Origin of the sequence: Pseudoxanthomonas sp. LjRoot143 (genome assembly GCF_964252945.1) — a bacterium.
Taxonomy (GTDB): Bacteria; Pseudomonadota; Gammaproteobacteria; order Xanthomonadales; family Xanthomonadaceae; genus Pseudoxanthomonas_A.
Genome location: NZ_CAXUPM020000001.1, coordinates 236,553 through 257,680, shown reverse-complemented (window position 1 = coordinate 257,680; position 21,128 = coordinate 236,553). Strand labels below are relative to the sequence as shown.

General features: G+C 67.7%; 18 protein-coding genes. 4 read left to right on the top strand and 14 right to left on the bottom strand.

Annotated features, from left to right (window positions below):
• Positions 1 to 6 precede the first annotated feature (6 nt).
• The 8 genes from ACSQ1W_RS01140 to ACSQ1W_RS01105 all read right to left on the bottom strand — a co-directional run bounded on the left by ACSQ1W_RS01140 (position 7) and on the right by ACSQ1W_RS01105 (position 7,722).
• Positions 7 to 378 (bottom strand): Na+/H+ antiporter subunit G, encoded by a 372-nt coding sequence (locus tag ACSQ1W_RS01140; protein WP_192270622.1) that lies wholly within the window; start codon positions 376 to 378, stop codon positions 7 to 9.
• The gene (locus ACSQ1W_RS01135) at positions 375 to 617 is read right to left on the bottom strand and encodes a K+/H+ antiporter subunit F (protein WP_255430486.1); all 243 of its coding nucleotides are present in this window, start codon (positions 615 to 617) and stop codon (positions 375 to 377) included. The genes ACSQ1W_RS01140 and ACSQ1W_RS01135 overlap by 4 nt, the downstream gene beginning before the upstream one ends.
• A gap of 38 nt (positions 618 to 655) precedes the next feature.
• The gene (locus tag ACSQ1W_RS01130; RefSeq protein ID WP_436041336.1) at positions 656 to 1,156 is read right to left on the bottom strand and encodes a Na+/H+ antiporter subunit E; all 501 of its coding nucleotides are present in this window, start codon (positions 1,154 to 1,156) and stop codon (positions 656 to 658) included.
• A 2-nt stretch (positions 1,157 to 1,158) separates the two neighbouring features.
• The gene (locus tag ACSQ1W_RS01125; protein WP_436041335.1) at positions 1,159 to 2,724 is read right to left on the bottom strand and encodes a monovalent cation/H+ antiporter subunit D; all 1,566 of its coding nucleotides are present in this window, start codon (positions 2,722 to 2,724) and stop codon (positions 1,159 to 1,161) included.
• The gene (locus ACSQ1W_RS01120) at positions 2,721 to 3,143 is read right to left on the bottom strand and encodes a Na+/H+ antiporter subunit C (RefSeq protein ID WP_192270630.1); all 423 of its coding nucleotides are present in this window, start codon (positions 3,141 to 3,143) and stop codon (positions 2,721 to 2,723) included. The genes ACSQ1W_RS01125 and ACSQ1W_RS01120 overlap by 4 nt, the downstream gene beginning before the upstream one ends.
• A gap of 16 nt (positions 3,144 to 3,159) precedes the next feature.
• Positions 3,160 to 5,991, bottom strand: a complete 2,832-nt coding sequence (locus ACSQ1W_RS01115) for a monovalent cation/H+ antiporter subunit A (RefSeq protein WP_436041334.1) — start codon at positions 5,989 to 5,991, stop codon at positions 3,160 to 3,162.
• 87 nt (positions 5,992 to 6,078) lie between these two features.
• A complete protein-coding gene (locus ACSQ1W_RS01110) occupies positions 6,079 to 7,029 on the bottom strand; it encodes a calcium/sodium antiporter (protein WP_436041333.1) in 951 nt (316 codons plus the stop codon).
• A 72-nt stretch (positions 7,030 to 7,101) separates the two neighbouring features.
• Positions 7,102 to 7,722, bottom strand: a complete 621-nt coding sequence (locus tag ACSQ1W_RS01105) for a lectin (RefSeq protein ID WP_225589251.1) — start codon at positions 7,720 to 7,722, stop codon at positions 7,102 to 7,104.
• A gap of 127 nt (positions 7,723 to 7,849) precedes the next feature.
• On the opposite strand from ACSQ1W_RS01105, the gene ACSQ1W_RS01100 reads away from it, so the two are divergent.
• The gene (locus ACSQ1W_RS01100; RefSeq protein ID WP_436041332.1) at positions 7,850 to 8,392 is read left to right on the top strand and encodes a hypothetical protein; all 543 of its coding nucleotides are present in this window, start codon (positions 7,850 to 7,852) and stop codon (positions 8,390 to 8,392) included.
• A 9-nt stretch (positions 8,393 to 8,401) separates the two neighbouring features.
• Here the strand turns inward: ACSQ1W_RS01100 and hmgA are convergent, their stop codons facing one another.
• The 3 genes from hmgA to hppD form a co-directional block, all read right to left on the bottom strand.
• The gene (gene hmgA, locus ACSQ1W_RS01095; RefSeq protein ID WP_436041331.1) at positions 8,402 to 9,703 is read right to left on the bottom strand and encodes a homogentisate 1,2-dioxygenase; all 1,302 of its coding nucleotides are present in this window, start codon (positions 9,701 to 9,703) and stop codon (positions 8,402 to 8,404) included.
• Positions 9,700 to 10,107 carry an endonuclease domain-containing protein gene (locus tag ACSQ1W_RS01090; RefSeq protein ID WP_436041330.1) on the bottom strand — a complete coding sequence of 136 codons (408 nt, stop codon included), beginning with the start codon at positions 10,105 to 10,107 and terminating at the stop codon, positions 9,700 to 9,702. Before ACSQ1W_RS01090 ends, hmgA begins: the two co-directional genes overlap by 4 nt.
• 104 nt (positions 10,108 to 10,211) lie before the next feature.
• A complete protein-coding gene (gene hppD / locus ACSQ1W_RS01085) occupies positions 10,212 to 11,309 on the bottom strand; it encodes a 4-hydroxyphenylpyruvate dioxygenase (protein ID WP_436041329.1) in 1,098 nt (365 codons plus the stop codon).
• Between the two features lie 78 nt (positions 11,310 to 11,387).
• Between hppD and ACSQ1W_RS01080 the strand changes: the two genes are divergently transcribed.
• A complete protein-coding gene (locus tag ACSQ1W_RS01080; RefSeq protein ID WP_192270651.1) occupies positions 11,388 to 11,861 on the top strand; it encodes a MarR family winged helix-turn-helix transcriptional regulator in 474 nt (157 codons plus the stop codon).
• Positions 11,862 to 12,042: 181 nt separating this feature from the next.
• On the opposite strand, the gene ACSQ1W_RS01075 is transcribed toward ACSQ1W_RS01080, so the two are convergent.
• The 3 genes from ACSQ1W_RS01075 to ACSQ1W_RS01065 form a co-directional block, all read right to left on the bottom strand.
• Entirely contained in the window at positions 12,043 to 13,545 is a 1,503-nt protein-coding gene (locus ACSQ1W_RS01075) for a peptide MFS transporter (protein ID WP_192270653.1), read from the bottom strand.
• A 183-nt stretch (positions 13,546 to 13,728) separates the two neighbouring features.
• The gene (locus ACSQ1W_RS01070) at positions 13,729 to 15,312 is read right to left on the bottom strand and encodes an AbgT family transporter (RefSeq protein WP_436041328.1); all 1,584 of its coding nucleotides are present in this window, start codon (positions 15,310 to 15,312) and stop codon (positions 13,729 to 13,731) included.
• A gap of 122 nt (positions 15,313 to 15,434) precedes the next feature.
• Positions 15,435 to 16,295, bottom strand: a complete 861-nt coding sequence (locus ACSQ1W_RS01065; protein ID WP_192270656.1) for a tryptophan 2,3-dioxygenase — start codon at positions 16,293 to 16,295, stop codon at positions 15,435 to 15,437.
• Between the two features lie 209 nt (positions 16,296 to 16,504).
• On the opposite strand from ACSQ1W_RS01065, the gene ACSQ1W_RS01060 reads away from it, so the two are divergent.
• Positions 16,505 to 19,750 carry a lamin tail domain-containing protein gene (locus tag ACSQ1W_RS01060; RefSeq protein WP_436041327.1) on the top strand — a complete coding sequence of 1,082 codons (3,246 nt, stop codon included), beginning with the start codon at positions 16,505 to 16,507 and terminating at the stop codon, positions 19,748 to 19,750.
• A 286-nt stretch (positions 19,751 to 20,036) separates the two neighbouring features.
• The gene (pdhA, locus tag ACSQ1W_RS01055; RefSeq protein WP_192311067.1) at positions 20,037 to 21,122 is read left to right on the top strand and encodes a pyruvate dehydrogenase (acetyl-transferring) E1 component subunit alpha; all 1,086 of its coding nucleotides are present in this window, start codon (positions 20,037 to 20,039) and stop codon (positions 21,120 to 21,122) included.
• Positions 21,123 to 21,128: the final 6 nt, after the last annotated feature.

Sequence of the window (21,128 nt, the reverse complement as noted above, 5' to 3'; positions counted from 1 at the left end):
GACGGATCAGGCGTCCGGTCGCGCGTCTTCGTTGACCGCGTCGATGGGCTTCTCGGGCTCGCCCGCCGGCATCGGCGGACGCTCCGCCATGTGCAGCGACAGCGCCGCCTTGGCCATCAGGTGCGCGCTGATCGGCGTGGTGATGAAGAGGAAGGCGGTGATCAGCAGTTCGCGCGGCTGCGGGTCGGTGCCGGTGAGCGCGTGGTAGCCCACCGATGCCAGCAGCACGCAGCCCACGCCCATCGTGCTGGCCTTGGTCGGCCCGTGCAGGCGCTTGAAGAACTCCGACAGCTTCACCAGGCTGAAGGAACCGACCAGGATGAAGAAGCTGCCCACCGCCAGCAGCAGCACCAGCAGGATGGCGAAGACCCAGCTCATTCGACGATGTCCCGGCGCAGCACGTACTTGCTCAGCACCACCGTGCCGACGAAGCCAAGCATGGCGATGATCAGCGCCGCCTCGAAGTAGACCGCCGTACCCACGTAGATACCGAACAGCATCAGCTGCGCAATGGTGGCGACGAACAGCGTGTCCAGCGCCAGGATGCGGTCGGGCACGGTCGGCCCGCGTACCAGCCGGAACAGGGCCAGCAGCATCGCCACGGCGACGACATGCATCGACGCGACAACGGCGTAGATCACCAGGGTCTGCGGGGTCACGGGAAAATCTCCATGAGCGGCGCTTCGTAGCGCGTCTTGATCTGGCGGATCACCTCGTCGGCATCGTCGAGGTTCAGTACGTGCACCAACAGGTAGCGGCGGTCGTCCGAGAGCGCCGACGATACCGTGCCCGGCGTCAGCGTGATGATGCTGGTCAGCGCGGCGATGCCGTGGATGTTGCCGATGTCCAGCGGCACCCAGATGAAACCGGGATGGATGTTGCGTTCCGGCCCCAGCACCTGCAGCGCCACGGTGATGTTGGAGCGCACGATGTCCAGCGCCAGCACGCACAGCATGCGTGGGATGCTGCTCAGGCGGCCGATACGGGCGAACTCGCGGTCGAGCCGCGCGGCAAACAGCGGGATCGTCAGCGCCAGCACCAGCGCCAGGACGATCTGGCCGACGCTGATGTCGTCGTTCATCAGCAGCCAGAAGCAGAACACCGTCAGGCTCAACGGCAACGACGGCAGCAGACGCTTGCGCCATTTCGCGACCATGCTCAGGGCTCCCTCAGCTGCGGCGTGGCGGCGCGCACCTGTTCGACGTAATCAGCCGGCGACAGCAACTGCCGCGCAGTCGCCCGGGTGTAGTCCAGCAGCGGCGCGGCGGCCAGCACCATTGCCACGCCGTAGCCCAGCAGCAGCACGATGGCCGCCGACTCCAGCGGGCGCGACGGCGCGTCCACCAACTCGTTCGCCGGCGTAAAGGCGGCCTGCTTCTCGGCGCTGGCGTCCGGCCACGGCTCGGTGCGCCAGAACAGCCGTGTGCCGGCACGCGCCAGGCCCACCAGCATCAGGAAGCTGGTGCCCAGCACCAGCAGCCAGATCCAGAACGTGCGCGCGCCTTCCGGTACCGCTTCGAGCACCAGCAACTTGCCGATGAAGCCCGACAACGGCGGCAGCCCGGACAGCGATACCGCGGCGAACAGGAACAGCAGGCCGGGCACGGTCTTGTCCGGCAGCGCGGCGATCAGGTCCTTGCGGTCGCCGGCGCGGCCCCGCCGGCGGCGGATCAGGTCGGCAAGCAGGAACAGCGCCGCACCCGCGAAACTGCTGTGCACCAGGTAGTACAGTCCGGCGCCGATGGTGCCGGCCGTGCCCAGCGAGAACGCGACGAACAGGGTCGCCGCCGACCCCAGCACCAGGTAGGCCGCCAGCGCGCGCAGGCGGTTGGCCGCGAGCACGCCCAACGCGGCCAGCACCAGCGTGGCGGCGCCGAGCACCAGCAACGGTGTCCAGGCGAACCCGTCCAGCGGCCCCAGCGCACCGAAGCTCAACGTGCCCAGTCGCAGCACGGCGTACAGGCCGACCTTGGTCATGATCGCGAACAGACCGGCTACCGCCGCCGGTGCATGCGTGTAGGTGTCCGGCAGCCAGAACGACAGTGGCAGCACCGCGGCCTTCGCACAGAACACCACGAACAGCAGGCCGGCCGCCGCCTGCACCAGCGCCACGTCGCCGGCCGGGAGCTGCGCCACACGCACCGACAGCTCGGCCATGTTCAACGAGCCCAGCAGGCCGTACAGCAGGCCCAAGGCGATCAGGAACAGCGTCGACGCTGCGATGTTGAAGGTCACGTAGTGCAGGCCCGCACGCAGGCGTTCGCCGCGGCCGCCGCTGAGCATCAGGCCGTAGGACGAGATGAGCAGCACTTCGAAGAACACGAACAGATTGAAGATGTCGCCGGTGAGGAACGCGCCGTTCAGTCCCATCAACTGGAACTGGAAGAACGCATGGAAGTGCGGCGCGCGCCGGTCCCAGCCGGCGCCCGCATGCAGCAGGCAGGCCGCACCCAGCAGCAGCCCCACCAGCAGCATCAGCGCCGACAGCCGGTCCACCATCAGCACGATGCCCAGCCGCGCCGGCCAGTCGCCCAGCAGATAGACCGACACGTCGCCAGCGGCCGCCTGCGCGACCAGCACGCCCGCCACACCCAGCATCGCCGCGACCGACGTCCAGGCCACGATGCGCTGCGGCAGCATGCCGAAGCGGCGATGCTCGAAGAACAGCGCGATCGATGCAGCGAACAGCGGGATCAGGATGGGCAGGATCGGCAGGTGGCTCATGCCCGCGCCTCCGGCTCATCGGCCTTGGCGGCGTCGCGCGCTTCCTCGTGCCGGCGCTGTTCGCTGGCGAGGAACTCGCGTTCGGCCTTGCTGCCATCGACGTGGTCGCTGTCGTTGTCTCCGCGGCTGCGGATCGCCAGCACCACCGTCACCGCGGTCATCGCGAACGCGATCACGATCGCGGTCAGCACCAGCGCCTGCGGCAGCGGATCGGTGTGGTTCGCCAGCGTCGCCGCCACGTCGTCGCGCAGCACCGGCGGCTTGCCGGCCACCAGGCCGCCGGCAGCGAAGATCAGCAGGTTGGTCGCATACGACAGCAGCGTCAGCCCGAGGATGACGTCGAAGCTGCGCGCGCGCAGCAGCAGGTACACCCCCGCGGCGGTGAGGATGCCGATCGCGCTGGCCATCGCGAGTTCCATTACGGTGCACCTCCCATCAGCGCAGTTCTCCCGTGCGGGTGGATCGGTCGCCCGGTTCCATCACACCCAGGTGCGACACGCGCGTGCGCGACGGACGGATCGTGCCCATCATCGACAGGATCAGCATCGCGCCGCCGAACACGACCAGATACACGCCGGTGTCGAATCCGATCGCGCTGGCCAGCGGCACCGTGCCGATCACCGGCAGGTCGAGATCCAGGTGCCCGCTGGTCAGGAACGGCACGCCGAACCCCATCGACGCCGCGCCACTCACGCCGGCGACGATCAAGCCGACGCCGATGCACTTGATGTAGTCGAAGCCGAAGCGCGATTCCACCGACGCCGCGCCCTGGATGACGTACTGGATCAGCAGCGGCACCGCCAGCACCAGCCCGGCGATGAAGCCACCGCCCGGTGCGTTGTGGCCGCGCAGGAACAGGAACACCGACACGGTCAGCGTCAACGGGAACATCAGCTGCGCCAGATCGGCCGGTACCGGCAGCTGCACCGGTGGACCGGAGACCACCTTCTCCGGTGCCATGCGCGCGCGCCGCAGCAGCGCGTGCACGATCAGCGCGGCGACGCCGAACACGGTGATCTCGCCGAACGTATCGAAGCCGCGGAAGTCCACCAGGATCACGTTGACCACGTTGCGGCCGTATCCTTCCGGCAACGCGCGCGCGAGCAGTTCGCCGCTGATCGGATCGCCGGTGCGCGTCATCACCCCATAGGCCAGCAGCGACACGCCGACGCCGGCGACCAGCGCGATGGCGATATCGCGCAGGCGACGAAGCGGCGTGCGTTCCGGCGGCGAGCGTGGCGGCAGGTAGTGCAGGCCGAGCAGCAGCAACGCCAGGCTGACCATTTCCACCATCAGCTGCGTCAGCGCGAGGTCCGGCGCGGACAGGAACACGAAGGTCAGGCTGACCACCAGGCCTGCACCTCCCAGCACGATCACCGCCAGCAGGCGCTGCCGGTACAGGCGGATGGTGAACACCGTGCAGGTCACCAGCACCAGCCACAGCAGCCAGCCCAGCAGTGGCATCGGTTGCGGGGTGCGCCACGGCAGCGGGTCCGAGACACCCATGACGAACGGCGCGGCACCGGCCGCCACGGCGGCCAGCACCATCAGCATCAGACTGCGCTGCAGGCTGCCATTGACGAGCTTGCCGATGAAGCGGCCCGCCAGCGCGTACAGGGCTTCCATGTTCCAGCGGAAGACGTTGCGCCCCAGCGAGCGGCGCACGATGGTGTGCAGGTCGAACAGCCGGCGCAGGCCGAAATACAGTGCGATGCCGCCGGCGATGCCGGCCAGGCTCATCAGCAGCGGCGTGTTGATGCCGTGCCACACCGCCAGGCTGTACTCCGGCATGGCGTCGCCGAGGATCGCACCGGCGCCCGCATGCAGCACCGGCGCCACCGTCCACGCGGGGAACATGCCGACAGCCACGCACAGCACCACCAGCACTTCCACCGGGATCTTCATCCAGCGCGGCGGTTCGTGCGGCACCACGTCGAGGTTGCGCGGACCTTTGCCGAAGAACGTCTCGTAGACGAAGCGCAGGCTGTAGGCGACGCCGAACATGCCGTAGAGCAGCGCCGCCACCGCGATGGCGTTGCGCATGCCGCGATGGCCCGGGATGTCCAGCGCCTCGGCGAAGAACATCTCCTTCGAAAGGAAGCCGTTGAGCAGCGGGATGCCCGCCATCGCCAGCGACGCGATGATCGCCAACGCGCTGGTCCACGGCATCAGCCGTCGCAGATTGCCGAGCCGCCGCATGTCGCGCGTGCCGGTCTCATGGTCGATGATGCCCGCCGCCATGAACAGCGAGGCCTTGAAGGTGGCGTGGTTGAGGATGTGGAACACGCCGGCCACCACCGCCATCGGTGTGGAGATGCCGAACAGCAGCGTGATCAGGCCGAGGTGCGAGATGGTCGAATAGGCCAGCAGGCCCTTCAGGTCGTGCTGGAAGATCGCGAACCAGGCGCCCACCAGCAGCGTCAGTGCGCCCACCGTGGTGACCACGTAGAAGAACAGGTCGGTGCCGGCCAGCGCCGGATGCAACCGCGCCAGCAGGAACACACCGGCCTTCACCATCGTCGCCGAATGCAGGTAGGCAGACACCGGCGTCGGCGCCGCCATCGCGTGCGGCAGCCAGAAATGCAGCGGGAACTGCGCGCTCTTGGTGAACACGCCCGCCAGCACCAGCGCCAGCGCCCACGGATAGAGCGCACTGCCGCGGATCAGGTCGCCCGAGGCCAGCACGATGTCCAGGTCGTAGCTGCCGACGATGCGGCCGATCAGCAGCACGCCGCCCAGCAACGCGAGGCCGCCGGCACCGGTGATCGCCAGCGCCATCCGCGCGCCTTCGCGCGCGTCCTGCCGGTGCGACCAGAAACCGATCAGCAGGAACGAGCTGATGCTGGTCAGTTCCCAGAACACCACCAGCAGCAACAGGTTGCCGGCCAGTACCACGCCGAGCATCGAGCCCATGAACAGCAGCAGGCAGGCGAAGAAACGCGGCGCGCTGTCCTTCTCGCTGAGGTAGTAGCGCGCATACATCACCACCAGCGCGCCGATCGCCAGCACCATGCCCGCGAACATCCATGCCAGCCCGTCCAGCCGCAGCGTGAAGGCCAGGCCGATCTGCGGGATCCAGGCGTGGTCCGCGCGCAGGTTCCAGCCCTGCAGCACGCTGGGTGTCATCCAGGCCAGCAATACTAGGCCCAGCAGCGGCGCCAGGCCGGCCAGCCATGCGGTCGCGCCGCGCGGAAGGCCGCGCGCCAGCGCCACCACCAGCGCAAGCACGAACGGCAGCGCCAGCAGGATTTCAAGAAAAGGGATCATCAACGGCCTTGCAGGGAATGCGGGATTCGCGAGCAATCGGCCCGAGTTTAACAAACTCGTTCACATAAGCCTGACCCACTGTTCAGGTCAGGCGAGCAATGCGATCTCCAGGACCACCCAGCCGAGGAACGCCGCGAGCAGGATGCCGCCCTCGATGCGGCTGATGCGCAGATCGCCACGCAGCATGGGGTACAGCACCAGCACGAAGGCGATGGCGGCCGGCAATTCGAGCCGCACGAACGATTCCGGCAGCGCCAGCGGACGGAACGCCGCCATGCCGCCCACCACCACCAGCAGGTTGAACAGGCTGGAACCGATGACGTGCCCGGCGACCATGTCGCCTTGCCGGCGTCGTGCGGCCATCGCGGCGGCGGCGATTTCCGGCAGCGCGGTGCCGATCGCCACCGGCAGCAGGCCGGTCAGCAGCGGCGACAGGCCCCAGTGCGCGCCGATCACCGGTGCGCCCTGCACCACGAAACGCGCGCCGTAATACAGCAGCGCGGCGGCCACGACGAAGCGCAGCAGGTTCAACCACAGCACGGTATTGGTATTGGCGTAGGCCTCGATGTCGGCACGCACCGCGACATCCTCGCGCGGCGCACGTGCCAGCAGGAACGCCAGCGACGCCACGAAGCCCAGCAGCAGCACGCCGCCTTCGATGCGGCTGACCACGCCATCCAGGCCGAACACGATCAGCGCCAGCGTGGCGAGCGCCAGCAGCACCAGCAAGGACGACAGCACGCGCATCCGCACGAGGACCGGCGCGACCAGCGCGGCGACGCCGAGCGCCAGGCCGAGGTTGACGATGTTGCTGCCCACCGCATTGCCCAGCGCGAGTTCCTGCGAACCCACCCACACCGCACGCGCATTGACCGCCAGTTCCGGCAGCGAGGTCCCGAACGCGATCAGCAACAGGCCGGCCACGAATGGCGACGCGCCGATGCGCTGGGCCAGGCCGGACGCGCCCTTGACGATGGAATCCCCGCCCAGCGCCAGCAGCACCAGGCCCAATGCGAAGTAACCCCAGGCATCCGCCATCGCCACGCTCCCCGTCGAGTCTGCGGCGATTCTATGCCCGGCCCGCCGACGCGGCCAGCCGGGCGTCGTCGATCAGGAGCAGCCCTCGACGTACTCGACCTGCGGCGCCAAGCCCACGCGCCACGAGGTCACCTTGCCGCCGGCATCGGCCTCGAAGATGAGCTTGGTCGGCGCCACGTCGCCGGCGTCGATGGACAGGTACTGCCCGCCCTGCGTGTACTTGTGCGGCGACGCCTTCAGCGCGCCACCGTAGAGCTTCTGCACTTCGTCCACGCTCATGCCGACCTTGCCGCCGCCGGGTGCGGTTTCCTTGTCGGTGCCGACGTCGTAACGAACGAACTTGCCCTCTTCCATCATGAAGGCGAAGTCGGCGGGGCGGCTGATCCACTTCGGCCACAGGTAGTGGCACGTGGTGCCTTCCATCGGCGCGCCATTGAGCTCGCCGCCCCACGCGGCCCGCGCTTCGTCGACCGTGCTGCCCAGCTTCATGTCGCCGTAGCCGAGGAAGCTGGCCTGGCTGACCGGTCCGGCGGGTGCGGCCGTGTCGTCGACCGCAGGTGCGGGCGCGGGCGCTTCCGCCATGGGCGTGCTGGTCGCCGTGGTCTGCGGCTCCGCAGGCGGCGCAGCGGCTTCTTCGCGCTGGCACGCGGACAACAGGGTGACGACCATCACGATCGGCAACATCGACTTCATGGGGGGCTCTCTCCAGTGCACAAACGTGAATCGTAGCGGCGGCGCGTTAAGTCACCGCGATGAAGCGCTGTCATCGGCACTTCATCGCGCGCCGCTAGCCTGCGCGCGGCCGTCACCGCCCTTCCCCATGCGCCCGTCGAAGACCGACCTTGCCCGCCAGACCCTGCAAGCCCACACGGGCGTGCTCGGCATGCGCGAGCGGCGCGCGCTGATCCTCTGCGACGGGCAGCGCGACTTCGCGGAGCTGGTACGCCTGCTGGGCCAGGATGCCCCCATTCTGGTGCAGGGCCTGGTGAAGGCGGGCTACCTGATCATCGCGGGTAGCGCGCCGGCATCTTCCACGGCGGCGGCAGTAGCCTCGTCGATGTCCCCTACTTCCACGAATGCGGCGCCGGCCGGACCGCGACGATCGCGGGTGGCCGCCAAGGTCTATCTGTCCGGCATGCTGGAGTTGCAGCGGGATGAACGCGCGCGCAAGCACCGCGAGCGACTGCAGGCGCGGCTGGACGACGACACGATGCTTGATGCGCTCGCCGATGCGCTGCGATTCCTGGAAGGACGCGTCGCCCCCACGCTCGCCGGACGCATCCGCGAGCGCCTGTTCGAGGCACTGCCGCCCGACGACCTGCAACGCATGCTCGACGCGCGCATGGAAAGCGCGCTGCCCTGAAGTGCCGGCTCAGCCGTTCGGCGCGAAGTGCTTGCGCAGGCCCGCCCAGCACGCCTGGTAATCGCGCTGGCGATGGGCCGCCTCGGCGGCCTGCCGCGTCGGCCGGATCACCGCGCGCGTCTCGAACATGAAGGCCATCGTGCCGGTGATGACATCGGGTTTGGACAGGTCCGCGTTCGACGCCTTCTCGAACGTCGCCGCATCCGGCCCGTGCCCGGTCATGCAGTTGTGCAGCGACGCGCCACCGGGCGCGAAGCCTTCGGCCTTGGCGTCGTACACGCCATGGATCAGGCCCATGAACTCGCTGGCGATGTTGCGGTGGAACCACGGTGGGCGGAACGTGTCCTGCGCCACCAGCCAGCGCGGCGGGAAGATCACGAAATCCATGTTGCCCACGCCCGGCGTGTCGCTGGGCGAGGTGAGCACCAGGAAGATCGACGGATCGGGATGGTCGAAGCTGATCGAGCCGATCGTATTGAAGCGGCGCAGGTCGTAGCGGTACGGCGCGTAGTTGCCGTGCCAGCCCACCACGTCCAGCGGCGAATGGCCGATGTCGGCGCGCCACAGGTGGCTCTGGAACTTGGCGATCAGCTCGAACTCGCCCTCGACATCTTCGTACGCTGCCACGGGCGTCTCGAAATCACGCGGGTTGGCCAGGCCGTTGGAGCCGATCGGCCCCAGGTCCGGCAGCCGCAGCGCGGCGCCGAAGTTCTCGCAGACATAGCCGCGCGCCTCGCCGTCCGGCAGTTCGACCTGGAAGCGCACACCGCGCGGGATGACCGCAATCTGCTGCGGCTCGACCTCGATCACACCGAACTCGGTGGCGATGCGCAGGCCGCCCTGCTGCGGCACGATCAGCAGCTCACCATCGGCATCGTAGAAGTAGCGCCCTTGCATCGGCCGGTTGGCGGCGTACAGGTGAATGCCCACGCCGTGCATCGCATCGGGCGAGCCATTGCCGGCCATCGTGTACAGGCCGTCGACGAAGTCCGTCGGCGTTTCCGGCATCGGCAGCGGCGACCAGCGCATCTGGTCCGGCGACACCGGCCCCGCACTGAAGTCGCTGTGCAGCCGATGCTGCGCGTACGGCGCGAACGGCCCGTGCATCGCCGCCGGGCGGATGCGGTACAGCCAGCTGCGCCGGTTCTCCGCGCGCGGCGCGGTGAACGCCGTGCCGCTCAGCTGTTCCGCATACAGCCCGTGCGCGACGCGCTGCGGCGAGTTGCGGCCCTCCGGCAGCGTGCCGGGGATCGCCTCGCTAGCGAAGTGGTTGCCGAAGCCGGTCTGGTATCCGTCGTAGGTCTGGCTCATCGCTCGTCTCGCTGCTTGAGCCCCTCTCCCACCGGGAGAGGGGTTGGGGAGAGGGTCGGTCGCGACAGGAGATTCCAGATCGTCTCGACCACCGCATCCGTCTTGTTCAGTACATCGTTGTCCCAGAAGCGGACGATTCGCCAGCCTTGGGATTCGAGGTAGCGACTTCTCGACGCATCCCCGGACTCGGAATGCTGCGAGCCGTCCAGCTCGACTGCCAACCCACATTCCATGCAGCAGAAATCAAGTACGTAAGGCGGAACAGGGTGCTGCCGCCGGAACTTGAATCCGTCCAATCGCCCGGCACGCAGGTACTTCCACAACTTGCGCTCCGCATCCGTCATTCCCTTGCGCAACTGCTTGGCATTGTTCCTCGTGCGCGTCGGAAGAGGGGGATTGGTCATGGGACCTCCTGTCCGCATGTGTCACGGCTACTGCCACGCAAGCATAACTATTCCTTCCAACCCTCTCCCCAACCCCTCTCCCGGCGGGAGAGGGGCTCAAGGCGTCACAGCACGCCGCGCTTCATCTGGTCGCGCTCGATGCTCTCGAACAGCGCCTGGAAGTTGCCTTCGCCGAAGCCTTCGTTGCCCTTGCGCTGGATGATCTCGAAGAAGATCGGGCCCAGCGCGTTCTGGGTGAAGATCTGCAGCAGCTTGCGCTCCTTGGTCTCCACGTCGGCATCGATCAGGATCTTGTTGCGGGCCAGGCGCGCGACATCCTCGCCGTGGTTGGGAATGCGCTGGTCGATCACGTCGAAATAGGTCTCCGGCGTATCCAGGAATTCCACGCCCGCCTCGCGCATCTTCTCCACCGTCGAGTAGATGTCGTCGGTGAAGCAGGCGATGTGCTGGATGCCCTCGCCCTTGTAGGCATCGAGGTATTCGTTGATCTGGCTCTTCGGGTCGCTCGACTCGTTGAGCGGGATGCGCACCATGCCGTCCGGTGCGGTCATCGCCTTCGACAGCAGGCCGGTCTTGGCGCCCTTGATGTCGAAGTAGCGGATCTCGCGGAAGTTGAACAGCCGCTCGTAGTAGTCCGCCCACTTGGCCATGTTGCCGTGGTAGAGGTTGTGGGTCAGGTGGTCGATGAAGGTCAGGCCGAAGCCGGTCGGCATCAGGTCCACGCCGGGCTGGTATTCGTAATCCGGATCGTGGATCGTGCCCTCGCCGTCGTAGCGGTCGACGATGTACAGCATGCAGTCGCCGATGCCCTTGATGACCGGCGCGGCGACCGCCTTGGTCAGTTCGTCGGCGGCGTCGAAAGATTCGGCACCGTTCTTCAGCGCCTGCACGCGCGCCCATTCGGCCAGCTTCTTTACTCGAATCGCGAAACCGCAGGCGCTGGGGCCGTGTTGGGCGGCGAAGCGGGCGGCGAACGAATCCGGATCCTCGTTGATCAGGAAGGTGCAGTCGCCCTGGCGGTAGGTGCTGATCGCGCGCGTCTTGTGGCGCGCGACCTGCACGAAGCCCAGCTTGCGGAAGTAGTCGTGCAGCAGGTGCGCCTGGCCCTGCGGGGCGGCGAACTCGACGAATTCGAACCCGTCGATGCCCATGGGATTGTCGAATGTCGTGGGCTGCATGCCCAAATTGGGTTGTGCGGTCATGGGGCGCCTCGCTAGGCTTGCCGGGATTTGCCCCATTTTATAGTTTCAGCCGAAACCAACTACAAGCAGCAGTGCAGCATGAGCCAGCCAGCCAGCCCCGCCGTCCACGCCGATTTCGACCTCGACCGCCTGTTTTCCTACCGGTTGAGCGTGCTGTCCAACCGTATCAGCAGCGCGATTTCCCGCGAATACCACCGCCGTTTCGGCCTGGCCATCACCGAATGGCGGGTCATGGCGGTGCTGGGCCGCTTCCCGGGCCTGTCGGCGGGCGAGGTCGCCAACCGCACCGCGATGGACAAGGTGGCAGTCAGCCGGGCGGTGGCCCGTCTGCTTGAGCGGGCCCTGATCCAGCGCGAAATCCACGGCGACGACCGCCGCCGCTCGGTGCTGGCGCTGACCGATGAGGGCTTCCGGGTCTACGACGAGGTCGCCCCGATGGTCATCGAGTACCACCAGCGCATGCTGGAGCCGTTGACCGAGGAAGAGCGCACCATGCTCGATCAGCTGATCGACAAGCTGGCCGGGGAAGGCGTCAAGCGCATCGAAGGCTGAGCGGCCCGTTCCCGTAGCGCCGAGCTTGCTCGGCTGCGCGATGCGTACGAACCCAAAAGCAGCGGAGCAAGCTCCGCTTTACGAAGAACGGCGGCCGATGGCCGCCGTTCTTGTGTGGATCCCCGCTTGCGCGGGGATGACGCATTGGCAAAGCCGTGCGCAGGGCGCACGGGCCAATGCGTCACTTAACGCCGTGCATCAGGCGGTTGACCAGCGGCGCGATCAGGAACAACAGCACGCCCGAGCCGACCAGCGCCCAGAAGCCGAAGGTGTAGCCCGAATGCGCGGACTGCACGGTCATGCCACCGGTACCGCTGACGTGTCCGGCGAAGATGCCGGCCAGGTTGTTGCCGATCGCGATCGACAGGAACCAGCAACCCATCGCCATGCCGGCCAGACGGGCCGGCGCCAGCTTGGTCGTCATGGACAGGCCGATCGGCGACAGGCAGAGCTCACCGACGGACTGGATGACGTAGACCATGAACAGCGTCCAGAACGGGATCTTGCCGCTGCCGTCGACCATGCTGTTCAGCGCGATCATCAGCAGCAGGAAGGCCAGGCCGTTGAAGATCAGGCCGAGGCCGAACTTGCGCGGGATCGACGGATTGTTCTTGCCCATCCGCACCCACATCCACGCCATGATCGGCGCCAGCGTGATGATGGCGATCGAGTTCACCGACTGGAACCACTCCAGCGGGAACACCCAGTCGCCGAAGTCGCGGTTGACGATCTTGTCGGCGAGGAAGGTGAACGAGCTGCCGGCCTGCTCGAAGAACATCCAGAACAGCACGTTGAACACGAAGATGATCAGCATCGCCACGACCATGTCGCGCGCGACCTTGCCGTTGCGCGCGCCCTCGATCAGCAGCATCACCGCAGGCACGACGAACAGCGCCATCAGGATCGCCTGCAGCGCGCTGGCATCGATGGTCAGCAGGAAGTAGAACAGCGGAATGCCGACCACCAGGCCGAGCAGCGCGACCAGGCCGACACGGCCCAGGCCTTCCTGTCCCGGTGCCGGCAGGCCGATGCCCTTCAGCTGGCCGCGACCCATCCAGAACCACACCAGGCTGACGATCATGCCGATGCCGGCCGAGATGAACACCCACTGGTAATGCGGGTCCTCATTGGTGCCGAAGATCTTGCGCGCCAGCCAGCCGGTGATCACCGGGGCGATCATCGCGCCGATATTGATGCCCATGTAGAAGATGGTGAAACCGGCATCGCGACGGGCATCGCCCTGGAAGTACAGCTTGCCCACCATCGTGGAGATGATCGGCTTGAACAGGCCGTTGCCCACGATGATCGTGGCCAGGCCCAGCTTGAACAGCGGCTCGGTCGGCGAGGCCAGCAGGAACAGGCCCAGCGCCATGAACACCGCGCCGAGCAGGATCGAACGCTGGAAGCCGATCAGCTTGTCGGCCACGTAACCGCCGAAAATGGCACCGGCATACACCAGCGCCAGGTAGGCACCGTACATCTCGCTGGCGGGCTTCTCGCCGGCCGCATCGCCACCGTGGAACTGCGCGACGATGTACAGCACCATCGCCCAGCGGATGCCGTAGAACGCGAAGCGCTCCCAGAACTCCGACATGAAGAGCATCCACAGCGGACGCGGATGACCCAGGACCTGCTTGAATTCCGGTATCCGTTCCGGCGTTGGTGACTCGACGGCTCCGCTCATGCGGGCTCCCCCTAAAAAAGTAGTTCAGGATTTCGGTTTCCCCTGCAACCGCAGGGGACGGGCGAGGATTACCGACCGGCCCGGGCGCGTCAATCCGAGCCTTCACGCCACCACCGGGCCCGCACGCCCTGTTCAGACGCGCAAGCCCTTGCCGGGAAAAGGTTTTCCCGGCAGCCCGGACCCTCAGGCCGGCACGTAGTCGTAGCGCGCACCGATGCCCAGCGGGATGCCCAGGCCCCAGAACGCGAGCAGCAGCAGGGTCCACAGGAGCGACAGGGCGACCGAGTACGGGAGCATCAGCGACGCCAGCGTGCCGATGCCGGCCGCTTTCACGTAGCGCTGGCAGAACACCACGATCAGCGGGAAGTACGGCATCAGCGGCGTGATGATCGTGGTCATCGAATCGCCCACGCGGTAGGCCGCCTGGGTCAGGTCCGGGGACACGCCCAACTGCATCATCAGCGGCACCATGATCGGCGCCAGCAGCGCCCACTTGGCCGACGCCGACCCGATGAACAGGTTGACGATGCCGGTCATCGCGATCAGGCCGATCAACGTCAGCCACATCGGCAGGCCCAGCGCCTTCAGCAGATCCGCCCCCTCCACCGCCATCAGCGTGCCCAAGCCAGAGCCGTTGAAGCCGGCCAGGAACTGCGCGATGAAGAAGGCGATGACGATGTAGTACGCCATGCCGCCCATCGCTTTGGTCATCGCCGCGATGACATCACGATGCGTCTTCACCGTGCCGGCGACATAGCCATAGACCACGCCCGGGATCAGGAACAGGATGAAGATCAGCGCCACGATCGACTGCATCACCGGCGCCTGCGCGACCAGCAGCGTGTTGCCGCCGGCCAGCACCGCGGGCGTGTCCGCCGGCGCGCGCCACGGCGAGGTCTCCGGCCACAGGCTGAGCGCGAACAGCGCCAGCGCAGCCAGCATGGACAACGTCGCCCACAGCAGGCCGCGGCGTTCGCCGGCGGTCAGCGGCTCCATCTTCGGCAGGTCCTTCGTATCGCCATCCACCATCGTCCGCGCCAGGCGCGGCTCGATGATGCGGTCGGTGACGAACCAGCCGATCGCGATGATCAGCGCACTGGAGACCGTGGTGAAGATCCAGTTGTTGAGCGGGTTCACCACCAGCGCCGGATCGATGATGCGTCCGGCTTCCTGGGTGAAGCTCGCCAGCAGCGGATCGAGCGAGGACGGCACCAGCAGCGTTGCCGAGAACCCGCCGGACACGCCACAGAACGCGGCGGCGATGCCGGCCAGTGGATGCCGGCCCGCCGCGTAGAAGATCACGCCGCCGAGCGGAATCACCAGCACGTAGCCCGCATCGACGGCGACGTGGCTCAGCACCGCCACGGCGACCAGCGCCGGCGTCAGCAGCGATTTCGGCGTGACCGATAACATGCGCCGCAGCGCCGCGTTGATGTAGCCGGTGTGCTCGGCCACACCGAGACCCAGCATCGCCGTCAGCACCACGCCCAGTGGCGCGAACGCCATGAACACCTTGTACATGTTGGCCATGAAGGCGGTCAGCGAGTCGCCCGCCAGCAGGTTGACGATCCGGATGGGCTCACCCGTGGTCGGGTTGATCGCCTCGAACTCCACGCCCGACAGCAGCCACGACAGGCCCCAGACCGACAGCATCAGTAGCAGGAACAGCGCGGCGGGATCGGGTAAGCGGTTGCCGGTCCGTTCGACCAGGTCAAGCAGGCGGGTGGCGAGGCTGCGTGGGGCGTGCTCCGGACGGACGTCGGTCATCGTGCGGTCGTTTCCTGTCGTGGCGGTTCCCGCATGCTAACAGCGTGCGGCCGCCAGACGGTCCGACGATGGCGATATCGCACCCGCATCGTCGTCGCGATGCGATGACGATGCGAGGGTCTTCAGCGACCGGGACCGATCGAGGTGCGTACGTCGAACAGTTCCGGGAAGAACGTCAGCTCCAGCGCCTGCCGCAGGAAGCCCACGCCGCTGGAACCGCCGGTTCCGCGCTTGAAGCCGATGATGCGCATCACCGTGCGCATGTGGCGGAAGCGCCACAGCTGGAACTGGCTTTCCAGGTCCACCAGGTCCTCGCACAGCGAGTACTCGCGCCAGTAGCGGTCCGTGTCTTCGTAGATCGCCTCGAACACCGGCAGCAGCGCGGCATCTGCGGCATGCGACTGCCGCCAGTCGCGCTGCAGGTGCTGGGCCGGGATCGCATGGCCCCAGCGCGCGAGGTACATCAGGAACTCGTCGTAGAGGCTGGGCGCATCGAGCACGGCTTCCAGGCCGGCATGGCCTTCCGGATCGTGCGAGAACACCTTCAGCATCGCGGCGTTCTTGTTGCCCAGCAGGAACTCGATGGTGCGGTATTGCAGCGACTGGAAGCCGGACGACGGTCCCAGCAGGTCGCGGAAGCCCATGTACTCGGACGGCGTCAGCGTCTCCAGCACCGACCACTGCTCGGTCAGCTGGCGCAGCACCTGCTTGGCACGCGCCAGCACCTTGCGGCACTGCCAGACCTGGTCGCGCTGCAGGAAGCCCGTGGCCGCACGCAGCTCGTGGATCATCAGCTTCATCCACAGCTCCGAGACCTGGTGCTGCACGATGAACAGCATCTCGTCGTGGTGCGGCGGGTCCGACACCGGGTGCTGCGCCGACAGCAGCCGGTCCAGCTGCAGGTAGCCGCCGTAGCTCAGGCGGCCCGACAGGTCGGTATGGATGCCGGCTTCCAGCGGGCGTTCGTTCTTCTCTACGGTCATCCGTCGGTCAACCGGTGCGCCACGGGGGCAGCGGGGGCGCCAGCGTAACCGATGGCGGCCGGCGCCCCGGACAAGCCGAATGAAATCGGGCACTTATGTCATCCCGATGAAATGCGTGTAGCCCACGCTTTGGTTACATTGCGTCGGCCGGGGGCGGCATCGCCTCCGACGGGGGGCGGCGTCCATTCCACTGAGGGAGAACCCGTTACATGGAAATGCCACGGGGCCGCGTTGCGGCCGTGCTTGCGTCTTTCGCCCTGCTCTTCGCCGCTTCGTCGGCGCAGGCGCAGGTGGTCATCAGCCAGGTCTACGGCGGCGGCGGCAACAGCGGCGCCACGCTGCGACATGACTTCATCGAGCTGCGCAACAACGGACCCACCGCGGTCGACCTGACCGGCTGGAGCGTCCAGTACGCCTCGTCGACCGGCACCACCTGGGGCGGACGCACCAATCTCAGCGGCAGCATCCCGGCCGGCGGCTTCTACCTGATCCAGCAGGCGCAGGGCGCCGGCGGCACGGTCGACCTGCCCACGCCGGACGCGGTCGGCACCATCGCCATGGCGGGTACCGCCGGCAAGGTCGCCCTGAGCCGCAGCACCACGGCCCTGACCGGCGCCTGCCCGCTGACCGATGCGAACGTGGTCGACTTCGTCGGCTTCGGCAGCGCCGCCAACTGCTTCGAAGGCAGCGCGCCGACCGGCACGCTCAGCAACACCACCGCCGCGCTGCGCGGCGGCGACGGCAGCATCGACACCAACAACAACGGCGCCGACTTCGCGGTCGGTGCGCCGAATCCACGCAACAGCGGCGCCGAGCCGCCGGAACCGCCCGATCCGCCGGTGGCCCTGACCATCGCGCAGATCCAGGGCAACGGCCTGCTGTCGCCGCACAACGGCAAGCGCGTGGTGACCGAAGGCATCGTCACCGCCATCAAGTTCAACAACGGCTTCTTCCTGCAGGCCGCCAACGATGACGGCGACCCGGCCACGTCCGACGCCGTGTTCGTGTTCACCAGCAGCGCCCCGCCGGCGACCGCCGCGGTCGGCACCCGCGTGCGCGTGACCGGCACGGTCGAGGAGTACACGCCGTCGTCGAATCCACACCAGCTGGCGATCACCGAGATCGTCACCCCGACCGTCGAAGTGCTGGAAACCGGCGTCGCCCTGCCCGCCGCGATCGAACTGACCGCCGCCGAACTGGGCCCCGACGCCCTGCCCGGCACGCTGGAACGCTTCGAAGGCATGCGCGTCAGCGTGGCGCAGTCCGTGGTCATCGCGCCGTCCGGCGGCAGCCTCAGCGAGGCCAACGCCACCTCCAGCAGCGATGGCGTATTCCATGTCGCCCTGCCCGGCGTGGCGCGTCCGTTCCGCGAACCCGGCATCGCCGTGATGGATGCCATCACCCTGCCGGCCGGCAAGAACCCGCCGCGCTTCGACACCAACCAGGAACGCCTGATGGTGCGCAGCCGTGGCCAGGTCGGCGCCGTGCCGCTCTCGGTCGACGCCGGTGCGGAGGTCGCGGGCCTGATCGGCGTGCTCGACTACTTCGCCGGCACCTGGGCCGTACTGCCCGACGTGGGCACGCCGCCGACCGTCACCGGCGGCCGCCTGCCGGAAGCCGTCAACGACGCCAGCTACGACGAAGTCACCATCGGCAGCTTCAACCTGCTGCGCCTGTTCGACGAGGTCAACGACAGCAACGGCGCAGTGACGTTGACGGCGGAAGCCCTGGACAAGCGCCTGTCGAAGGCGGCGCTGGCGATCTGCGACTACCTGAAGGCGCCGGACATCGTGGGCGCGGTGGAAGTGGAGAACCTGCGCGTGCTGCAACTGCTGTCCGAACGCATCGACGCCACCTGCGCCGCGCGTCCGGGCTACGTGCCGTACCTGCAATCCGGTAACGATGTCGGCGGCATCAACGTCGGCTTCCTGGTCAGCTCGCGCCAGATCGCCGGTGGTGCGGCCCGCGTCGAAGTGCTGGATGTCGCGCAGTTCGGCAAGGAAACCACCATCGCCAACCCGAACGGCACCACCAGCCTGCTCAACGACCGTCCGCCGCTGCGCCTGCGCGCCCGCGTGCACCAGGATGCGACGTCGAGCTATCCGCTGACGGTGATCGTCAACCACCTGCGTTCGCTCAACGACATCAACGACACCCTGCCGGGCAGCAGCGGCTGGGCCACCGGCGGCGAGCGCGTGCGGGTCAAACGCGGTGCCCAGGCGGTCTACCTGGCCCAGCTGGTGCAGGAGATGCAGCAGGCGAACCCGGACGAGAAGATCGTGCTGGTCGGCGACTTCAATGCGTTCGAGTTCAACGACGGCTACGTCGACGTGCTGGGCATCATCAAGGGCGACGCGGCGGCGGAAGACCAGGTGCTGACATACATGGCCAGCCCGCTCACCACGCCGCTGGTCGACGGTTCGCAGCTGATCGCCGACCCGGCGCAGCGCTACTCGTATTCGTTCGAGGGCAATGCGCAGACGCTGGACCACGTGCTGGTCAACGAAGCGCTGGTAATGGACGCGACGCTACGCGTGGACCATGCGCGCATCAACGCGGACTTCGGCGTCGACAACTTCGGTGATGCCTCGCTGGCGGTGCGTTCGTCCGACCACGACCCGGTGCGCCTGACCATCCGCGTGCCGTCGTTCGCCCGCGCCGACCTGTCGGCGACCGTGTCGGCCGACCGTGCCACCGCCAATGTCGGCGAGACCGTGCGCTACACCGCGACGGTCCACAACGCCGGTCCGGGCGCGGCCTCGCCGGCAGCGTTCGCCTTCGTGTTCTCGGCGGAACTGTCGCCGTCGCTGACGACGCTGCCCGCCGGCTGGAGCTGCGCGGCGCCCGAGGTCACCGGCGGCACCACCCGCGTGGCTTGCACCGTGCCATCGCTGGCAGTGGGCAGCGAGGCGACGTTCGCCATCGACGCGGTCGTCCCGGCCAGTGCCTCCGGCACCACGCTGGGCCTCGGCGTCTCGGCCAACTCCACCGTGCTCGACCCGGCGAACGGCGACAACGCCGCGTCGGTCTCCGTGGCCGTAGCCGCCCTGCCGACCCGCAAGGCCGACCTGTCGGTGAAGCTGGCCGGCGGTGCGCTGCCGCTGCTGCGCAACACCATCGCCACCCTGCTGGTGCCGGTCCGCAACGCGGGCCCGGACACCGCCGAGCAGGTCAAAGTGGTGCTGACCAGCAACGTGGACGCCCGCTACGCCGCCGTCGCCGCGCCGAGCGGCTGGTCGTGCACCCGCGTGCAGGACACCGCCGACGGCTCGAAGGCCGAGTGCACCCGCCGTGGCGCCATGCCCAAGAGCGTGCAGACGCTGGCCTTCGCGATGGTCGTGCCCGGCAAGCCGAAGCGGGGCACCTCGTTCGAGTTCGAAGCGACGGTCAGCAGCGACACGCCGGACCCGAACACCGGCAACAACCACGACCGCCTGGTCCAGCGCATCCGCTGAACTTTCGCGACATCGTGGGGTCGACAGGGGCGCGGGCAACCGCGCCCCTTGTCGTTCCGGGGCGCCGTTCGCGCATGATGGGACGCACGACACGTCCAGCCCACCCCGAGCGGCAGGCGGACTGACACCGAACGACACGCGGCAACCGCCTGTTTCCGCACCGTTTTCGCCCGACGACGCGCGCCATGCGCTCTCGTCTTGCTGCAATGCACGACGGCAGTCGGGGACGCAGTCCCTAAAATTACATTTGAAACCAATTCCGCCGGCCGACGAGAACACCGTCCAGATGACCACCGCCGCAAGCTTCGAAATCGAATACCTCCAGTACCTGGGCCCCGACGGCACCCTGGTGCGCGACGACCTGCCCGAGGCCGGGCGCGATGTCGCCCGCCTGCGCGAGCTGTTCAAGCAGATGCTGTTCGTCCGCACCTTCGACACCAAGGCCATCGCCCTGCAGCGCACCGGCAAGCTGGGCACCTACGCCAGCTGTCTGGGCCACGAGGCGACTCACGTCGGCATCGGCGCGTCGATGCGCACCGGCGACGTCTACGCCCCCAGCTACCGCGAATACGGCGCCATGTTCATGCGCGGCGTGAAGCCGCGCGACGTGCTGATGTACTGGGGCGGCGACGAACGCGGCAGCGACTACGACCGCGCCAGCGATGCCCGCAACGACTTCCCGTTCTGCGTGCCGATCTCGACGCAGTGCCTGCACGCGGCCGGCGCCGCGTTGTCGTTCAAGCTGCGCAAGCAGTCGCATATTGCGGTGAGCACCTGCGGCGACGGTGGATCGTCGAAGACCGACTTCTACGCCGCGCTGAATTCCGCCGGCGCCTACGAGCTGCCGCTGGTACTGGGCGTAATCAACAACGGCTGGGCGATCTCGGTGCCGCGCAGCGCGCAGACCGGCGCGCAGACGCTGGCGCAGAAAGGTCTGGCCGGCGGCCTGCATTGCCTGCAGGTGGACGGCAACGACCTGATCGCCGTGCTGGAAGGCATGCGCCGCGCCAGCGAGCGCGCCCGCAAGGGCCAGGGCGGCACGGTGATCGAGTTCGTCACCTACCGCCTGTCCGACCACACCACCGCCGACGACGCGCGCCGCTACCGCGACGACGCCGAAGTGAAGGCCGGTTGGGAACGCGAACCGATGACCCGCCTGCGTACCTGGCTGACCGCGCAGGGCGCGTGGAGCGAGGCCGATGAAGCCGCGTGGAAGGAAGAATGCGGCGCGCTGGTCGACGAGGAGGTCAACGCCTACCTCAATACGCCGGTACAGCCGGTCGAAGCGATGTTCGACTACCTGTATGCCGATCCGCCGCCGGAACTGCTGCAGCAACGCGCCGCCGCGATCGCCGCGGAGGGCCGGGCATGAGCGCCG